The organism is Embleya sp. NPDC055664 (assembly GCF_053618075.1).
The window spans coordinates 514,347-531,308 of record NZ_JBSHGZ010000002.1 but is presented as its reverse complement, the minus strand read 5'-3'; the positions used below and the strand labels follow the sequence as shown (position 1 = coordinate 531,308).

Sequence of the window (16,962 nt, the reverse complement as noted above, 5' to 3'; positions counted from 1 at the left end):
AGGTACGTCGTGCCCCGACAGCGAACACAACCGTGGCCTGTCCGGCACGCCGGGCTGGTGATCCACGCGGGATTCCTGCTGCTGATCGCCGCGTCGCTGGGCCGCTACACGGTCCGGCACGGTACCGACGGCCGGGCCCCGTGGGTGTTCGCTCTTGCCTCGCTGCTCGCCGCGCTCTACCTGGCCGGCCTGGCGCTGCCGCCGGAGCGTTCGCCCGCCCGGCGGGCCTGGCTGGCCGCGGTGCTCGCCGCGTGGCTGGCGCTGGTCACCGCCGCGCCCAGCTTCGCGTGGTGCGCGGTGCCGCTGCTGTACACGGGCCTGCGGGTGTTGCCGACCCGCGCGGCGATCGGCACCGTGGTCCTGCTGACGACGGCCGTGGTGATCGCCCAGTATCGGCTCGCCGACACGATCGACCCCAGCCTGTTCCTCGGCCCGCCCGCGGTCGCCGCGATCGCCACGGCCGTGTTCACCCGCATGCGCAGCGACCAGGAACGGCTGCGCGACACCGCCGCCGAACTGGCCGTCAGCGAGCGCCGGGCGGGCACGCTGGCCGAGCGCGAGCGGTTGTCCCGGGAGATCCACGACACCATCGCCCAGGGCACCTCCAGCCTGCGCATGTTGCTCCAGGCCGCCGACCGCGCCTGGGACACCGACCCGGCCGCGGCCCGCGCGCACGTACGCCGGGCCGAGCAGGTGGCGGCGCTCGGCGTCGAGGAAACCCGCCGCTTCGTCCGGGACCTGGCGCCCGTCGAACTGGCCGACGCACCCGGCCTCGCGGGCAGCCTGGCCCGGGTCGTCGACCGCTTCCGCGCCGACGACGGGCCCGACGTCGCGCTCGCCGTGGACGGGCGCCCCCGCCCGCTGCCCGCGCCGGTCGAGGCCGCGCTCACCCGAACCGCCCAGGGCGCGCTGGCCAACGTACGCGAGCACGCCCGGGCCCGGGCGGTGCACGTGACCCTCACCTACCTGCCGGACCGGGTCGCCCTGGACATCCGCGACGACGGCGTCGGCTTCGACCCGACCCTGCCCCGCGCCGGCGACCTGCGCGGCTACGGCCTCCCCTCGCTGCGCCGCCGGCTGGCCGAGGTCGGCGGCGAACTCACCATCGAAAGCGCCCCCGACGAGGGCACCGCCCTGGCCGCCACCGTCCCCGACGCCGCGGCTCCCACGACCCACACCTCGCCCCCGCTCGCCGATCCCGACCCCGGAGCCGCCCCGTGACGCCGATCCGTCTCGTCGTCTGTGACGACCACGCCGTGGTGCGGGCCGGGCTGCTCGCCCTGTTCGCCGGTGAGGACGGGATCGAGGTGATCGGGGAGGCGGCCGACGGCGAGGAGGCGGTCCGGCTCGCCGCCGCGCTGCGCCCCGACGTGGTGCTGATGGACCTGCAACTGGTCGGCGGGATCGACGGCGTCGAGGCCACCGGGCGACTGCTCGCGCTGCCCGAGCCGCCGCACGTCCTGGTGTTGACCATGTACGACACCGACGCGGACGTCTCGCGCGCGATCGAGGCGGGCGCGGCCGGCTACCTGCTCAAGGCGGGCAGCCCGGAGGACCTGTTCCGGGCGGTGCGCGACGCCGCCGCGGGCCGCACCGTACTGGCCCCGGAGGTGGCCGCCCGCCTGTTCAGCCGGATGCGCAAGCCGGACAACACGCTCACCGCCCGCGAGGTGGAGATCCTGCAACTGCTCGCGCGCGGTGTCGGCAACGCGGAGATCGCCCGCCGGTTGTTCATCTCCCAGGCCACGGTGAAGACCCACCTGGGCCACATCTACGCGAAGCTCGGCGTGGACACCCGTACCGCCGCGGTCAGCGTCGCCACCGAGCGGCGGCTGATCCGGCTGACCTGACGGCCCGTCACCCGGGGCCTCGACAGCCTTGCCAAGGCAACCTCCACACTCCATAGTGCTAAACACAGTCAAGCATCCAGTGTGCGGAGCGTGCCATGCCTTTCGGACCCGACACCACCACCGACGAGGTCCTGGCCGGCCTCGATCCGAGCGGTCGCACCGTGCTGATCACCGGCGGCACCTCCGGTCTGGGGCGGGAGAGCGCGCGGGTGCTCGCGGCGGCCGGCGCGCGCGTGGTGGTGACCGCGCGCGACGCGGACAAGGGCCGGGCGGCGCTCGCCGAACTGCCCGACGGCGTCGAGTACGCGGTGCTCGACCTGACCTCGCTCGCCTCGATCCGCGCGGGCGCCGCACAGGTGCGCGAGCGGTTTCCCCGCGTGGACGTGCTGATCAACAACGCGGGCGTGATGGCCACCCCGTTCGAGCGCACCGCCGACGGCTTCGAGCTGCAGTTCGGCACGAATCACCTGGGCCACTTCCTGTGGACCAACCTGCTCGCGCCGACCCTGGGCGCGGGCGCGCGCGTGGTCAACCTCAGCTCCGCCGGACACCTCGCCTCCGACGTGCGCTGGGCCGACCCGAACTACGAGAGCGCGCCGGAGGAGTACCACCCCTGGACGGCGTACGGCGCGTCCAAGACGGCGAACATCCTGTTCACCGTCGAACTGGACCGCCGGCTGCGCGAGCGCGGCGTGCGCTGCTACGCGGTGCACCCGGGCATGGTTGCGACCAACCTCGGTCGATACCTGACCCCCACCGCCGGGCGTGAGTTGCACAAGAAGGTCACCGCCGCCAAGATGCCGCCGCTCAAGCGGGTGGAGAGCGGCGCCGCGACCCAGGTGTGGGCGGCCACCGCGCCCGAACTCGCCGACGTCGGCGGGGTGTACCTCGCCGACTGCGCGATCAGCGCGGAGCATGCGCCGTGGGCGCTCGACGTGGCCGCGGCGGCGCGGCTGTGGACGCTGTCCGAGGCGCTGGTCGGCCAGGACTTCCCCGGGTGAGGGTCTACACCGGGATGGACCCCCGGATGCCGCTGCGCGAGGTGCCGGCCTACGCGCGGCGCGTCGAGGCGGCCGGGTTCGACGGGCTGGGCGTCGCCGAGACCGTGCACGACGCGTTCGCCGTGGCGCTGCTCGCGCTGGAGCACACCGAGCGGATCGTGGTGCGCACCTCGGTGGCCCTGGCGTTCGTGCGCTCGCCGCTGCTGAGCGCGTACGGCGCGTGGGACCTGGCCCGGTTCTCCGGCGGACGGTTCGAACTGGGTCTGGGCAGCCAGGTCCGGCAGAACATCGAGGACCGGTACGGGATGCCGTGGTCGGCGCCGGTGGAGCGGATGCGGGACTACCTGGGCGCGGTCCGGGCCGCGTTCGAGGCGTTCCGGACCGGCGAGCCGCCCGCCCACCACGGCCCGCACCACCGACTCACCCGGATGCAGCCCTACTTCAACCCCGGCCCGGACCCGGACACCGCGCCGCCGAGGATCCTGCTCGGCGGGGTCGGCCGGGGGATGTGCGCGCTGGCGGGCGAACTCGCCGACGGGCTGGTCACCCACCCCACCAACTCGAATCCGCGCTACCTGCGGACGCTGGCCCGCCCGGCCGTGGCCGAGGGGCGCGCCCGCGCGTCGGCCCCGCGCCGGTTCGAACTCGTCGCGGGCACGCAGTTGATCGCCGGTCCGGATCGGGCCGCGCTCGACGCGGAACGCGAGCGGCAGCGGCGACTGTTCGCGTTCCTGTACTCCACGCCCGCGTATCGCGGCACGCTCGATCTGTACGGCTGGGGCGAACTCCAGGACCGACTGGGGGCGATGATTCGCCGCGACGCGTGGGCGGAGACGGGTCGGCTGGTCACCGACGAGGTGCTGGACACGCTCGTCCCGATGGCCACCTACGAGGAGTTGCCGGACCTGATCACCGCGCGCTGGGCCGGTCTGGCGGACGCGGTCACCGTGCCGCTGCCGGGTGACCCGGCGCACGACGGGCGGATCCGGGACGTGGTGCGCGCGCTGCGCCGGGCGTGAAACGGCGGTCCGGGCGCGGCGGTTCGCCGGGCCGCCCGGGCGGGCGGAACGGGGGCGACGGACCCGCGAGCGGGGGGAATGCCCGCGGGCCCGCCTTCCTCGGCGGCGCACTGGGGGGAGGTGCACGCCGCCGGCCACCCCGCCGGTACCGTCCCGGGCCCGGCGGGAGCTTGAGGCCACGATGCCCGGTCGACGGCCCTTCGCGCCGGAGGATCGCCAATTCCGGTCCGCAGCAATCCGCAAACCCAGTCCACCTGACGAGGATTGGACCTTTTACGGCGGTCCGATCATGCGAAGAATGGGAAGTGGCCCGTCGTTCCGCGAGCCGATTCCATCGTGTCGTCGGGAGTGTCTCGTGAACGCGTACGTCGCCTGGTTCCTCGTCCTGTTCGCGGCGGCGATCGCGCTGCTCGGGCCCCGCTACGGCGTCGATTCGCGTGACGGCGCCGACTGGTCCGCGCCCGGGGGGCGCCGCCGACCGTGAGCGCCGCCCGCGAGTGGGGCTTCGCCGACGAGATATCTGACGGATGGTCAGGTTTGCCGGGTCGCACCCGTACAGGCGGCCTACAACGGCGAATTCCATCGGGTGATCTTCCGGCGGGGGGCACTCCCGGTCCTTCCCGGCGACCGCTAGCATCCGCGCTGAGGAGCTGCCGGAAAGCCGAGCGCGCGGAATCCGCCGAACCCGGGAAAGCGGGGGTCGGGGTGGGCCGTCCGGTGCCGTCCGGTATCGAGAGCCGCAGCCCACCCGGGGGTCCATCTCCATGCACAGCGTCATTCGCCGTCGTCGCCCGCGCCCTCGGTCCCTCGGCACGGGACTGTTCGCGGCGGCGATCGTGCTCGCCGCCCTCGCCCCGGCAGCCGCCGCGGCCGCGGCGCCGGCCGGCATCCGCTCCCGACCCGCCGCCCCGACCGACCCGGGCGGCAGCACGCAGGTGCAGACCCCGGTCACCGGGGCCGGCGACCATCGGGTCACCGTGCCGGCCGGCGCGACCGCGATGACCGCCACCGTGTACGGCCGGGCGGTCGGCGGCACCCAGGGCACGTCGGTGGCCGGCTCCGCCGCGGTGTCCGCGGGCGGTCCGCTCCAGGCCGGCGCGACGCTGGTGGTGCGGATCGCCGACGGCGCCACGACGTTGATCTCGGCCTCGACCCCGATGCCCTGGCTGCACGCCCCCGCGGCGGGCGCCGGTGTGCCGTACGCCGATCCGTTCGTCTTCCCCGGCGCGCAGACGTCCGCGACCGGCGGCGTCGGCGACGGGCACGCACTGCTGTCCTTCACCGTGCCCGCCGCGCAGGTGGGCGACGTGCTGCCGGCCATCGACTTCGGTGCCTCGCCCGTCGGGCAGAAGGCCACCCGCAACCTGCCGATCACCGCGAGCGGCGACGTGCCGTTCATGATCTCCGCCGCGACCGCGGACGGACCGTTCGCGATCGACCCCGGCGGCACCACCTGCGCCTTCGGCCCGGACACCAACGTGCCCGGCGGGTCCTCGTGTTCGTTCGCCGTCGTGTTCACCCCGACCAAGCGCGGCGCCGCCGCCGGCAAGCTCACCCTGACCGGCAACATCCCGGGCGGCAGCCGCACGGTGACCCTGGCCGGGGTGGGCAGCGGCAAGCCGGGCGCCCCCGGCGGGTTGTCGGTGACGGCCGGACAGGGCCAGGCCGTGCTCTCCTGGATGCCCCCCGCCGACACCGGCGACAGCCCGCTCACCAACTACCTGATCCACCGCTCGACCAACGGCGAGGCCGCCGCCGGCACGCCGCTCGCCACCCTCGGCGCGGACACCCTGACCTACACCGACCAGGGCCTGGACAACGGCACGACCTACTCGTACACGGTGAGCGCGGTCAACGCGGTCGGTGAATCCGATCCCTCCGCCGCCGTCGACGGCGTGCCCTCGGCCGCACTGGTGCTGCCGGCCGCCGCGCTGCCGCCGGCGACCGTCGGCCGCGCCTACACCGCCAAGCTGGCCGCCCAGGGCGGCACCGCCCCGTACCACTGGATCGCCGACGACCCGCTGCCGCCGGGCCTGGCCCTGGACCCGGACAGCGGAGTGATCACCGGCACACCGACCGCGGCCGGCGAGACCGGATTCGGCGTCACCGTCTCCGACAACGCGCCGGCCAAGCACGAGGCCAAGGCCCGGTTCGGGATCACCGTGACCGCGGCGGTCGAGGCCGCCGGGCCCGCCCGCGCAGCCCTCGCGCCGGGTGACGGCGGCGGTGGCGGCAGCGCGGGACCCGCGACCTGGCTGTGGGCGATACTCGGCGGTGTCGGCCTGATCGGCGTGGTGATCGCGGTACGCCTCCTCCGAGCCCGCCGCACCTGAACGACCGCATATCCCCGCCGGCCGCACCCGACCGGCCCCGTCCCGGCCCGGGCCGGCCGCGCCCGAGCGGTCTCTCCCACCCGGGCCGATCCGCCCGATGCCCGCCCGTCCCGGGGGGCCGGATCGGGGCCTTCCGTCCCCGGGGCCGGCGTGCGAGCGGCGTTCCGCCCCGGGTCGACCCGCCCGGGCGTCGCGGACGGGGCGCGGGTCCCGAATACTGTGTCCTCTGTCCTCCGGGGGAGCACCCCCGACCCCAGCCGCAACCCCCGTGGGCGGATCGGCCCGCGGGAAGACGGCGCCGGCGACACATACGATCGTCGACGCGTCGTCCACCGTGGGCGCAGACCTGTGTCACGTCACAAGGAGCTTCTCTATGCCCGCGCCGGCAGGCGACCCCCAGGCCAAGGAACACGAGCTCGCCGCGGAACAGGGCCACGTCGACCGCTCCTACGCGCGCCTGGAACACATGCGCGACGAAGCCCAGGCACTGCTGCGGCAGGGCTACCGGCAGGCGCAGGTCGGCACCCGCGCGGCCCTGGTCGAGCGCGACGTCATGGTCTACCGCGCCGAACTGTGGGCCCGCTCACTCGACGCCGCCGACGACGGCCTCGTCTTCGGCCGGCTCGACCAGCTCGACGGCGAGACCCGGCACATCGGTCGGATCGGCATCCGCGACGAGGACAGCGAGGTGCTGGTCGTCGACTGGCGCGCCCCCGCCGCCGAGGCCTTCTACCGCGCCACCCCCGACGACCCGCGAGGGGTGATCCGCCGCCGCGTCCTGCACTGCCGGGGCCGCTCGGTCGTCGACATCGAGGACGACCTGCTCGACCCGGACGCCGCCGGCGACATGGTGATCATCGGCGACGGGGCCTTCCTGGCCGCGCTCTCCCGCACCCGCGACGGCTCGATGCACGACATCGTGGCCACCATCCAGCGCGAGCAGGACGAGGCGATCCGGGCGCCCATCGACGGCTCGGTGCTTGTCCGCGGCGGCCCGGGCACCGGCAAGACCGCCGTCGCGCTGCACCGCGTCGCGTACCTGCTCTTCCAGTACCGCCGCCGGTTCGGCTCGCGCGGCGTGCTCGTGGTCGGCCCCAACCCCCGCTTCACCGCCTACATCGAACGGGTCCTGCCCTCCCTCGGCGAGGGCGGCGCGGTGCTGCGCTCCCTCGGCGACCTCGTCGACGGGGTCGAGGCGGCCTACCACGACGACGCCGCGACGGCCCGGCTCAAGGGCGCCGCCGTGATGAGCGGGCTGCTCCGCCGCGCCGTGGCCGACGTGCCCGCGGGCGCGCCGACCGAATTCGCCATCTCGCACCGCGGCACCCGGATCGTGCTCGACCACAAGGCGCTGCGCCGGATCCGCCGCGAGGTGCTGGCCAAGAACCGCGGCGGCCCGAACACCGCCCGCCTCCAGGTGGCCCGGCAACTGCTCACCGAGCTGTGGGGCCGACTGCTCTCGCGCGGCGCCGGCCGCGGCGAGAAGGACGCCTTCCACGAGGACGTGGCCGCGCGCGACGAGTTCGCCGCGTTCCTGCGCGCGTGGTGGCCGCTGCAGCGGCCGGTGGACGTACTGGCGGGGCTGGCCGACCCCGAGCGGCTGCGCCGCTTCGAGCGCGACCTGACGCCCGAGCAGGTGGCCGTGCTGGCCGGCTCCTGGGCCCGGACCGCGCGTACCGGCGAGGTCTCCTTCCACGACGTGGCGCTGATGGACGAGCTGACCGGGCTGCTCGGGCCGCTGCCGCGCAAGCGCACGCCGGCGCACGGCAGCCCCGACGAGGACAACCCGTACGTGGTGGACGGCCGGGACATCTTCAGCGGCGAGACGGTCGGCCGGGACGTGCCCGACGAGATCACCGAGGTGACCACCTACGCCGACCGCATGTCCGGCGGGCGCGGCGCGCGCCGCGCCCGCGACGAGGACGAGGACGAGCCGGTCGAGTACGCGCACATCGTCGTCGACGAGGCGCAGGACCTGACCCCGATGCAGTGGCGGATGCTGGGCCGCCGCGGCCGGCACGCGACCTGGACCATCGTCGAGGACCCCGCGCAGAGCGCCTGGGAGGACCCGAGCGCGTCGGCCGAGGCGATGGCCGAGGCGCTGCGCGAACGCCGCCGGTACGAGTTCGAGCTGACCACCAACTACCGCAATCCGGTCGAGGTGGCCGACGTCGCGGCCCGCGTGCTGGTGCGCGCGGTGCCCGGTGCCCGACCGTCGCGGGCGGTGCGCAGCGGCGGCGAGCCGCCGACCGTGCACGCCACGGCGGGGGAGCGGACCGGTCCGGTGGTGCGCAAGCTGGTGCGCGAACTCCTCGACGCGGTCGAGGGCACCATCGGCGTGGTCACCCCGGTCGGCGCGACCGAGGACCTGGCGGCCGACCTGGCCGGCCTGGACGCGCGCGTGCAGCTGATGGACGCGCTCGACGCCAAGGGCCTGGAGTTCGACGTCGCGGTGATCGTCGACCCGCGCGGGATCGTCGAACAGTCCCCCAACGGGATGCGCACGCTCTACGTCGCGCTGACCCGGGCCACCCGGCTGCTGGCCGTGGTCACGGGGGACCCGGACTGGACCGCGGAGCTGCTTGGCGTCGAGCCGAGCTGAGCCTTCCCGGTCGCGCCCGGACGCCGGGCCCGCGGCCGGCTGTCCTCGAACGCCGGACGGGCCGGATCGCATCGGTCCGTCCGGCGTTTCGCGGGCGGACACGTCTCAGGCGGCCCTGCGCCCGCATAGATCGCGTAGGGGACCGATCACGCTGTCCGGGCGTTCGGTGCAGACCATGTGGCCGCAGTCCGCGGCGATGTGCAGTGTGGCGTCGGGCAGCTCGGCCGCCAGTGCTCGGCTGTGCGCGAGCGGGGTGAGGCGATCATGGGCGCCGACCACGATGTGCACGGGTACGGTTCCCAGCGCCGCCAGCGCGCCGGCCTTGTCGTGCCGGGCCAGCGCCGGGAAGAAGCCGCACACGGTGGTCATCGGCGTCGTGAACAACATCCGCGCGCACTCGCGCACCAGGATCGGGTCGGCGTCGGGACCGAACAGGCTCCGGCGCACGATCCGCAGGTGACCCGGCCGGTCCGGGCCCGGGAGCAGCGTGCGACCCCGGGTGAACACGCGCGGATACCGCTGTCCGAACGCGAAGAACCGGGTCTGCGCGACAGACCTGAGCCGCACCGACGCGGGAAACCCCCGGCCGGTCGGCACCAGGTCGCCCGCCGAGGTGCCGACCAGGACCACCCCGGTGATCCGCGACCCGAACAGCTCCGGCCGGGTGGCGGCCAGCGCCATGATCGTCATACCGCCCATCGAGTGCCCGCACAGCACCACCGGGCCGCCGGGCGCCACCGCGTCGATCACGTCGGCGAGATCGTCGCCGAGCAGGTCGATGGTCCACGGCGAGGCCCGCCCGGCGGTGGATCGTCCATGTCCGCGATGGTCGTACGTGACCACCCGGACACCCGCCGCCACCAGCGCCTCGACATGGGGCCGCCATACCTCGCCGTGCAGCGTCCAGCCGTGCGCGAAGACCACCGTGACGGCCGCGTCCGGCGGCCCGGCCACCCGCGCGACGAGCGCCGCGCCGTCGCCGGTGTGGATCGTGGTGTCGTGCCGAAGGAGAGTCCCGGTGCCCCCGGTGTCCGTCGCCATGTTCGCCTCCCGCGCGTGCGCCCCTCCGCTACTTTCTACCCACCGGTAACGGGGTCCGAATACCCCTCCGCCGACAAGGCCGGCGCCGATCCCACCCCGTTCGGCGAGGAGGGCGCGGGCCCGGCCGGGATCAGTGTGCTCGACCCCCGCCGCCGGGACACCACCCGCACCAGCGGTTCGAAGACCGAGCCGAGCAGCCGCGAGCCGACGTCGATCGCGGTGGCGTCCGCGCCGACGAACACGCGGGACCGGCCGCGCCGCACCCCGCTCAGGATGATCCGCGCCGCGCGCTGCGCCGAGGTGCGCGAGACCGAGTCGTGCAGGGCCACCACCCGGCCCTTGTCGTGCCCGGCGGCGGCGCGGGAGTTGCGCACGATGTTCGTCCGGATCCCGCCCGGATGCACGGTGGTCACCCCGACCCCGGAGCCGGAGACCCGCTGCTCCTGACGCACCGATTCGGTGAAGCCGCGCACCGCGTACTTGGCCGCACAGTAGGCGCTCTGCGACGGCACGCCGAACAGGCCGAACACCGAGGAGATGTTGACCAGGTGCCCGTCGGGCGAGCGGCGCAGGTGGGGGAGGAAGGCCTTGGTGCCGTACGCCACGCCCCAGAAGTTGACGCCCATCAGCCACTCGAAGTCGTCCCAGGACATCTCCTCGACGCCCGCGGTCAGCGCCACGCCCGCGTTGTTGACCACCAGGTCCACCCCGCCGAAGCGCGCGGCGGTGGCGTCGGCCCAGGCCAGTACGGCGGCCCGGTCGGCCACGTCGAGAACTTCGGTGTGCACCTCGCGTGCGCCGAGCCGGGCGGCCCGTGCCGCGGTCTCGGCCAGTGCCTCCGCGTCCACGTCGGCGAGCGCGAGGCGCGCGTCGTGCGCGGCCAGTTCCGTCGCCAGCGCCCGGCCGATGCCCGATCCCGCGCCGGTGACGACGCACACCCGTCCGGTGAAGTCCCGTATCACGCGTACTCCCTGGGAATAATCGGATAATCCGATAACTGGCCTGTGCAGCCTGTCGAGACGCCGTCCGCGGGGGCCGGCGCCGCCATCCGGAGGCTACTGAGGGCCGTGAGCGGCACGGAAGAGCGGGTACGCGCCGGCCGGTGGGCGGGAAGCGTGCTTGGGCCAAGGCACGGATCCGGGGAGCGTCACCGAGACACGCGACCGGGACACGTGACCGAGGCGCATGATCGCGGCGCGCGTGGCGGTCCGCGTGCCGGGGAAGGTCCGCGTGGTAGGCAGGGGATGATCGGGCGCACGCAAGGGGTGTCGCCCGCCGCGCCGGATGAGGAGTACGACGATGGCCCGGACGCAGTACCAGGTGGTCCAGGACGGTGCCGGACGGCCCACGGACACGCCCTGTGCGCACCTCGACACACTGCCCGAGAACGTGCGGCCGGGATCGACCGAGGGTTGCGAGGACTGCCTGCGCAACGGCACGCAGTGGGTGCATCTGCGGGAATGCCTGTCCTGTGGGCACGTCGGCTGTTGCGACAGCTCGCCGAACCGGCACGCGAGCGCGCACTGGCGCGAGGCCGGCCATCCGCTGGTGCGCTCGTTCGAGCCCGGCGAGGACTGGGCGTGGTGCTACGCCGACGAACTGGTCGCGGTGCCCGTGGACTGACCCGCCGACGCCCGGGCCCGGCCGGGCCGCGTCGTGCCCGGGCGATTGTCGGTGCGGCTGCCTAGACTCTGCCGCGTGGTCGATGAAGCCCCAATCCGCGGGAGATTTCGATGAGTGACCTGGTCGCGACGGACGGCGCCGACGTGGTCGAGGAGCAGTTCGAACCGTTTCGGGTCGAGCTCACCGGCTACTGCTACCGGATGCTGGGCTCGGTCTTCGAGGCGGAGGACGCGGTCCAGGACACCATGGTCCGCGCCTGGAAGAGCTTCGACCGCTTCGAGGGCCGCTCGTCGGTGCGCTCGTGGTTGTACCGGATCGCCACCAACGTGTGCCTCGACAGCCTCAACGGGCGCGAGCGCCGGGCCCGCCCGATGGACCTGTCCTCGCCGGTGCCCGCCTCCTCCGCGCTGACGCCGGCCCGACCCGAGGCCACCTGGATCGAGCCGATCCCCGACGGCCGGGTCGTGCCGAGCGTGGCCGACCCGGCCGAGGTGGCGGTCGCGCGCGAGAGCGTACGACTGGCCTTCGTCGCCGCGCTCCAGCACCTGCCTCCGCGCCAGCGCGCGGTGCTGATCCTGCGCGAGGTGCTGGCCTGGAAGGCGAGCGAGGTGGCCGAACTGCTCGGCAGCTCCGTCGCCTCGGTCAACAGCGCGTTGCAGCGCGCCCGGGCCGCGCTCGCCGAGAACGAGGTCACTGCGACCGACCCGGTGCGGCCGATGGACGAGGAGCAGCAGTCGCTGCTCGCCCGCTATGTGGACGCCTTCGAGCGCTACGACCTCGACTCGCTCACCGCCCTGCTGCGCGAGGACGCGACCTTGTCGATGCCGCCGTACGAGCTGTGGCTGCGCGGGCACGCCGACATCCGCGAGTGGTTCCTGGGCACCGGTATAGGTTGCCGGGGTTCGCGCCTGGTCCCGATCGTGGCCAACGGCACGCCCGGCTTCGGCCAGTATCGCCCCAGCGGTCCCGGCGGCAGCTTCGAGCCGTGGGCGCTGCAGGTCATCGAGATCTCAGAGGGGCAGATCATCGGCCTCAACTCGTTCCTGGACGTGCCACACCTGTTCCCGCTGTTCGGCCTCCCGGCGACACTCGACGCGTAGCCCCGCCGCCCTCGGACCGGCCGGGACGATCTCGTCCAGGCCGGTCAGGGTGAGCAGGTCGCGCAACTCGCCCGACGCGCCGCGCAGATGGATGCATCGGCCGAGTCCGCGCGCGGTCAACTGGAGGCGGGCCAGCGCCTCGATCACGGCCAGGTCCGGGCGGACCAGGGCGCTCACGTCACACGGGAAGGGGTCGGCCCGCTCGCGGTGGAGCAACTCGACCAGGCGCGCACACAGGCCGGGCACATCCGCGCGGGTGAGCGGGGCGTACACGATCAGTGCGGCGACGGGCTGCGAGGCGGCTGGTTCGGCTGATTCGGGTGGTGCGGGTGGTTCGACCATCGACGACCTCCTGTGACGACGCTGTACCCGGTTATGACCGTTGCGCCGGCCAAAACTCATCACGGGCCGTGGGCCCGGGGCCGTGCGGCGAGTGCGAAGGTTCGGTCAAATCCCTTGTGAAGTGGTCGGTTTGGGTGTCGTAGGCTGACGCCGTACCGACTTCGAGGGGATGACACGTTGTCCGAGCAGGACTGGGCGCCCACCGGGATCGACATCAGTCGTCCCCATCCCGCCCGTGTGTACGACTACCACATCGGCGGCAAGACCAACTACCCGGTCGATCGTGAGCTGGCGGAACGGTTCATCGCGGTCGCCCCTCAGACCTCGGTCACCGCCCTCGACAACCGGGCCTTCCTCGGGCGCGCGGTCCGCTACGCGGCAGAGCAGGGCATCGACCAGTTCCTCGACATCGGCACCGGGATCCCCGCGCCGGGCAATACGCACGAGGTGGCCCAGGAGATCGTGCCCTCGGCCCGGGTGGCCTACGTGGACAACGACCCGATCGTGCTCGCGCACGCCCGCGCGTTGATGCCCGCCACCGATCGGGGCCGAACCACGTTCACCATGGGCGACGTGCGCGAGCCGGAGAAGATCCTGGCCGCCCCCGAGGTGCGCGAGGTGATCGACTTCGACCGCCCGGTGGGGCTGCTCCTGGTGGCGATCCTGCACTACGTGGCGGACGCCGAGGACCCGGCGGGCATCGTGAACCGACTGCTCGACGCGGTGCCTTCGGGCAGCCTGCTGATCGCCTCGCACACCACGTCGGACTTCCTGCCGCCGATCTCGGCGGAGCGAGTGCTGGAAATCAACGACGACGCCGAGTTCATGCTGCCACGCCCACACGCCACGATCGCCGGCTACCTGACCGGCGTCGAGCTGGTCGAACCCGGCCTGGTCCAGGCCCCGTTGTGGCGCCCGGAGGAAGGCACCGACCTCTCGCCCGAACGTCTGTCCCAGTCCTGGATCTACACCGCGGTCGGCCGCAAGGCCTGACCATCGGGCACTTCGCGCCGGCCCGCGGGATGCCGAAGCCCCGCCCGAACCGGCCGACCTTCCCCAACCCTGACGCCACGTGGCGAGGGCACCACCATGGTCCCGAGCGTCGGTACGACACCGGCGGGTAACGCCCTGCGCCGGTGCCGGCGGAGGCCGAGCCGCCGCGTGTCAACCTCCCCATGTGTAGGTACCGCGGGTCGCCTGCCACTGGTGAGGCTGGGTTCGACCGGTGCAAGGCGACGCTCGCGAGGCCACCAGGCGGTCCGCGTCCGCTCGTCGCGGATGTCCGGCACAGCCGAACATCCGAAATGCCGGCACGAACCGACCCGAAGGAGACCTGTCATGTTCGTCAGGAAGCTCGCGCTGTTGGCCACCGCGTGTGCCACGACGCTGAGCGTGGGGCTCGCCGTCGCGCCGTCGTCGAGTGCTGTGGCGGCGACGCCGACTACGGCCGTTGCCGAGTCGGCGCGGCCGGCGGCAGCGGCTTACCCCTGCTGGGCCTACACGTTCGTCGACTGGGGGGTACCCACCGCCGGTTCGCAGTGCAAGTCCGGCACGGTGAGCTGGCAGCACCGTGTGGTTGCGACGTTCCACAAGGCCGGGGTGGGCACCGAAACACATGCGGGTCCGTGGGTGGGCGGGAACTCGAAGTCCTATGTGAGTGTCGGCTACAACTGGTTCGTCACAGACCTCCACGTCGAACAGGAACTCGGCAGCAACTGACCGGCCGCGGTGGAAAACTCCGGTCTCCGAGACCTGTTCTCGGGGCCGGAGTTCGCCGTTACGGGCGGCGTGCGAGCAACGCCGACGCGCTGTTCCGTTTCGCGCTGCGCGATCGGTGACCGGCTTCGGGCCCGCGAACACGGCGGTACGCAGACGCCGACGGCGCCGAACGACTGTGGGCGGTGAACGTGCCCGCCCACCACGGCGGTGGGCGGGCGGGCGGTGCGGTGGGTTGGATGTGGTTCCGGCGTCGGGGAGTTACCGCGACGGGGCCGGTGGGAGGGCGTCCGCGACTGCGGCGATCAGGGCGCGGAGGAGGGGGGTTTCGTCGATCCAGGCGACCGCGTCGCCGCGGCGGCGGGGGTCGGCGTCGGCGCGGATCGCCGCCGCGTTGCGCTGAAGCCAGGCGGCGGCGTTGGCGCAGTGGTACGGGTGCATGTCGGCGATCTCCAGCACGTCGCCGCCCGCGGTGGTCCAGGTCAGCTCCTGGTCCAGGAGCGCGGCCCACGCGCCCTTGCGGTGCCGGCCGCGGGCGATCAGCGCCTGGCGTCCGGCGCGGGTGATGCCCATGTTCCGGCCGCGCAGCGGTACTTCGGTGCCGAGGCGGACCAGTCGGCCGCGCTGGAGGGTGGCCAGGGTGCGCAGCGAGATGCCGGGTGCGCCGGGCCGCCCGCCGTCGGGGTGGGTGCGCACGGTCTTGGTGTCGATCCGGGTCAGGGCCCGGCGCACGGTCGCGGGTTTCACGGGGGTCAGCCGGGTCATGGTGTTGATCGTGGACATGGAGGATCCTCCTCTGCGTCGAGCCGCGGCGGGTCGGCCGCGGTGGCGCTCAACCCATGCGTCAAGCATCCCATCCGGCACCGACACCGGGTCCGCCGCGACCTGCCCGTATGTGTGACCAAGTCCGGCTCTCGGGACGGGAGTTGCCGCCGGGTCAGGTGGGTCGCCAGACCGGTTCGGCACCGCCCCACGGGGTCGGCGGGTGCGGCCACGCGGCGGGCAGGCCCGGGAGTTCGAACGGCGGTCGCGCGTGGGCGAGTCGGCCGATCGCGGTGTCGGTCTCGCCGAGGTGCGGCGCCGGGTCGAAGGGTTCGGCGACCTCGGGTTCGCCGGGCGTGTACCCGGACATCAGCCAGTGCGCGGTCCGGGCGAGGGCGAGGTCGATCCGGCTGCCCCGCCGGCTCGCCCGGCGTTGGCTCAGCGCGCGCAGTACGGCCGCGGCGAGCAGGTAGCCGGTGGCCCGGTCGAGCACCTGGGTGGGCAGCGCGCCCGGGTTCGGGTCCGCGCCGGCCTCGATCCGGGCGATCCCGCACGCGCCTTGGACCAGGCTGTCGAAGCCGCGCCGGTTCACCCACGGGCCGGGCCCCCAGGCGTTGAACGCGGCGGTGATCAGGCCGGGGTGTCGGGCGGCCAGGGTGTCGTGGTCCAGGCCGAGCGCGGCCATCGCGTCGGTGCGGTATCCGGTGATCACCACGTGTGCGCCGGCGAGCAGTTCGTCGAAGCGGGCCCGGTCGCCGCGCTCGCGCAGGTCGAGCAGCGTGGAGCGTTTGCCGAACGCGTTGTCCCAGTATTCGCCGGGGTTCTCCGGCAGGTGCGGGGAGTCCACGCGCAGGACGTCGGCGCCGAGGTGGGCAAGGGTGCGGGTGCCGGTGGGGCCGGCGAGGACCCGGGTGAGGTCGAGGATGCGGACCCCGGCGGCGGGCGCGACCGCGGGCCCGGCATGCCACGGGTCGCCGACGTCGGTGGGGGCGAGGTCGAGCAGCGGCAGGGCGGCGACGGCGGCGCCCTGCGGGTGGGCGGCCCATTCGGCGGGTTCGCGGACCGCGAAGCCCAACGCGCCGTGTGCCGCGAGCAGGTCCTCGATCTCGGTGCCGGTGCGCTTGGCCAGGGCGTCGATCGCCGCGGCCGGGGTGTCCACGCCGAGCGCGGCGAACGCGGCGGCGCGGTGGTGCGGGTAGTTCCCGTGTAGGCGCACCCAGCCGTCGGCGCAGCGGTGGAAGCGGGAGAGCGGGTGCATCGACACCAACGGTTGCCCGGCCAGGCGCAGCCGGCGGTCGCTGCTCACCGCGACGGCCGCGGCCCGGCTGTCCAGGACCACCGGCGAGGGGTCGGATCCGCCTCGGGCGAGGCCGAGTTCGCGGGCGGCCAGGGCGGCGGCGCCGATCGACGCCTGGGCGAGCGCGGTCACCGGCAGGGCGGAGGACAGCGTGTGGGCGGGGCCGGTGAAGGTGATGTGCGCGCGGTCGGCGGGATCGCCGCCGAGGGCGCGCCAGGCCTGGTCGAGGAATTGCGCGGGGGTGCTACGCATCGAGACCTCACAGTTCGGCGAACT

General features: G+C 74.0%; 16 protein-coding genes. 11 read left to right on the top strand and 5 right to left on the bottom strand.

Translation table 11 applies throughout. The annotated features are described in order from the left end of the window. Nucleotides 1-57: 57 nt before the first annotated feature. The 7 genes from ACWGR4_RS05565 to ACWGR4_RS05535 all read left to right on the top strand — a co-directional run bounded on the left by ACWGR4_RS05565 (nt 58) and on the right by ACWGR4_RS05535 (nt 8,805). The gene (locus ACWGR4_RS05565; protein ID WP_380000829.1) at nt 58-1,221 is read left to right on the top strand and encodes a sensor histidine kinase; all 1,164 of its coding nucleotides are present in this window, start codon (nt 58-60) and stop codon (nt 1,219-1,221) included. Next, nucleotides 1,218-1,850 carry a response regulator gene (locus ACWGR4_RS05560; protein WP_395786850.1) on the top strand — a complete coding sequence of 211 codons (633 nt, stop codon included), beginning with the start codon at nt 1,218-1,220 and terminating at the stop codon, nt 1,848-1,850. Before ACWGR4_RS05565 ends, ACWGR4_RS05560 begins: the two co-directional genes overlap by 4 nt. Nucleotides 1,851-1,945: 95 nt before the next feature. Next, nucleotides 1,946-2,851, top strand: a complete 906-nt coding sequence (locus ACWGR4_RS05555) for an SDR family NAD(P)-dependent oxidoreductase (protein ID WP_452132766.1) — start codon at nt 1,946-1,948, stop codon at nt 2,849-2,851. After that, nucleotides 2,848-3,870, top strand: coding sequence for a TIGR03617 family F420-dependent LLM class oxidoreductase (locus tag ACWGR4_RS05550; RefSeq protein WP_452132767.1), 1,023 nt, complete (start codon nt 2,848-2,850; stop codon nt 3,868-3,870). The genes ACWGR4_RS05555 and ACWGR4_RS05550 overlap by 4 nt, the downstream gene beginning before the upstream one ends. Before the next feature lie 355 nt (nt 3,871-4,225). After that, nucleotides 4,226-4,354 (top strand): hypothetical protein, encoded by a 129-nt coding sequence (locus tag ACWGR4_RS05545; protein WP_380000819.1) that lies wholly within the window; start codon nt 4,226-4,228, stop codon nt 4,352-4,354. Nucleotides 4,355-4,634: 280 nt separating this feature from the next. Further along, nucleotides 4,635-6,203, top strand: coding sequence for a putative Ig domain-containing protein (locus tag ACWGR4_RS05540; RefSeq protein WP_452132768.1), 1,569 nt, complete (start codon nt 4,635-4,637; stop codon nt 6,201-6,203). Between the two features lie 373 nt (nt 6,204-6,576). Continuing rightward, a complete protein-coding gene (locus tag ACWGR4_RS05535) occupies nt 6,577-8,805 on the top strand; it encodes a HelD family protein (protein ID WP_380000815.1) in 2,229 nt (742 codons plus the stop codon). Between the two features lie 105 nt (nt 8,806-8,910). Here the strand turns inward: ACWGR4_RS05535 and ACWGR4_RS05530 are convergent, their stop codons facing one another. Next, the gene (locus tag ACWGR4_RS05530; protein WP_452132769.1) at nt 8,911-9,846 is read right to left on the bottom strand and encodes an alpha/beta fold hydrolase; all 936 of its coding nucleotides are present in this window, start codon (nt 9,844-9,846) and stop codon (nt 8,911-8,913) included. Between the two features lie 35 nt (nt 9,847-9,881). Continuing rightward, nucleotides 9,882-10,808 (bottom strand): SDR family NAD(P)-dependent oxidoreductase, encoded by a 927-nt coding sequence (locus ACWGR4_RS05525; RefSeq protein ID WP_452132770.1) that lies wholly within the window; start codon nt 10,806-10,808, stop codon nt 9,882-9,884. 337 nt (nt 10,809-11,145) lie between these two features. On the opposite strand from ACWGR4_RS05525, the gene ACWGR4_RS05520 reads away from it, so the two are divergent. After that, a complete protein-coding gene (locus ACWGR4_RS05520; RefSeq protein ID WP_380000808.1) occupies nt 11,146-11,469 on the top strand; it encodes a ubiquitin carboxyl-terminal hydrolase 14 in 324 nt (107 codons plus the stop codon). 110 nt (nt 11,470-11,579) lie between these two features. Then, complete coding sequence (locus tag ACWGR4_RS05515) at nt 11,580-12,569, top strand: sigma-70 family RNA polymerase sigma factor (RefSeq protein ID WP_380000806.1); 990 nt, start codon at nt 11,580-11,582, stop codon at nt 12,567-12,569. Here the strand turns inward: ACWGR4_RS05515 and ACWGR4_RS05510 are convergent. Next, entirely contained in the window at nt 12,480-12,911 is a 432-nt protein-coding gene (locus ACWGR4_RS05510) for an STAS domain-containing protein (protein WP_452132771.1), read from the bottom strand. The two genes, ACWGR4_RS05515 and ACWGR4_RS05510, sit on opposite strands and share 90 nt — an antisense overlap. 177 nt (nt 12,912-13,088) lie before the next feature. Between ACWGR4_RS05510 and ACWGR4_RS05505 the strand changes: the two genes are divergently transcribed. After that, on the top strand, nt 13,089-13,904 hold the full coding sequence (locus ACWGR4_RS05505; protein ID WP_452132772.1) for an SAM-dependent methyltransferase: 816 nt from the start codon (nt 13,089-13,091) through the stop codon (nt 13,902-13,904). 345 nt (nt 13,905-14,249) lie between these two features. Further along, complete coding sequence (locus ACWGR4_RS05500) at nt 14,250-14,630, top strand: hypothetical protein (protein WP_380000800.1); 381 nt, start codon at nt 14,250-14,252, stop codon at nt 14,628-14,630. A gap of 258 nt (nt 14,631-14,888) precedes the next feature. On the opposite strand, the gene ACWGR4_RS05495 is transcribed toward ACWGR4_RS05500, so the two are convergent. Further along, entirely contained in the window at nt 14,889-15,410 is a 522-nt protein-coding gene (locus ACWGR4_RS05495) for a hypothetical protein (RefSeq protein WP_452132773.1), read from the bottom strand. Between the two features lie 154 nt (nt 15,411-15,564). Continuing rightward, a complete protein-coding gene (locus ACWGR4_RS05490) occupies nt 15,565-16,938 on the bottom strand; it encodes a CoA transferase (RefSeq protein ID WP_452132774.1) in 1,374 nt (457 codons plus the stop codon). Between the last annotated feature and the right edge of the window lie 24 nt (nt 16,939-16,962).

Bases quoted from the DNA above. Each gene is read 5' to 3' on its own strand.
- ACWGR4_RS05555 (WP_452132766.1), top strand. From the start codon at position 1,946: ATGCCTTTCGGACCCGACACCACCACCGACGAGGTCCTGGCCGGCCTC.
- ACWGR4_RS05540 (WP_452132768.1), top strand. From the start codon at position 4,635: ATGCACAGCGTCATTCGCCGTCGTCGCCCGCGCCCTCGGTCCCTCGGC.
- ACWGR4_RS05535 (WP_380000815.1), top strand. From the start codon at position 6,577: ATGCCCGCGCCGGCAGGCGACCCCCAGGCCAAGGAACACGAGCTCGCC.
- ACWGR4_RS05530 (WP_452132769.1), bottom strand. From the start codon at position 9,846: ATGGCGACGGACACCGGGGGCACCGGGACTCTCCTTCGGCACGACACC.
- ACWGR4_RS05520 (WP_380000808.1), top strand. From the start codon at position 11,146: ATGGCCCGGACGCAGTACCAGGTGGTCCAGGACGGTGCCGGACGGCCC.
- ACWGR4_RS05515 (WP_380000806.1), top strand. From the start codon at position 11,580: ATGAGTGACCTGGTCGCGACGGACGGCGCCGACGTGGTCGAGGAGCAG.
- ACWGR4_RS05510 (WP_452132771.1), bottom strand. From the start codon at position 12,911: ATGGTCGAACCACCCGCACCACCCGAATCAGCCGAACCAGCCGCCTCG.
- ACWGR4_RS05500 (WP_380000800.1), top strand. From the start codon at position 14,250: ATGTTCGTCAGGAAGCTCGCGCTGTTGGCCACCGCGTGTGCCACGACG.
- ACWGR4_RS05495 (WP_452132773.1), bottom strand. From the start codon at position 15,410: ATGTCCACGATCAACACCATGACCCGGCTGACCCCCGTGAAACCCGCG.
- ACWGR4_RS05490 (WP_452132774.1), bottom strand. From the start codon at position 16,938: ATGCGTAGCACCCCCGCGCAATTCCTCGACCAGGCCTGGCGCGCCCTC.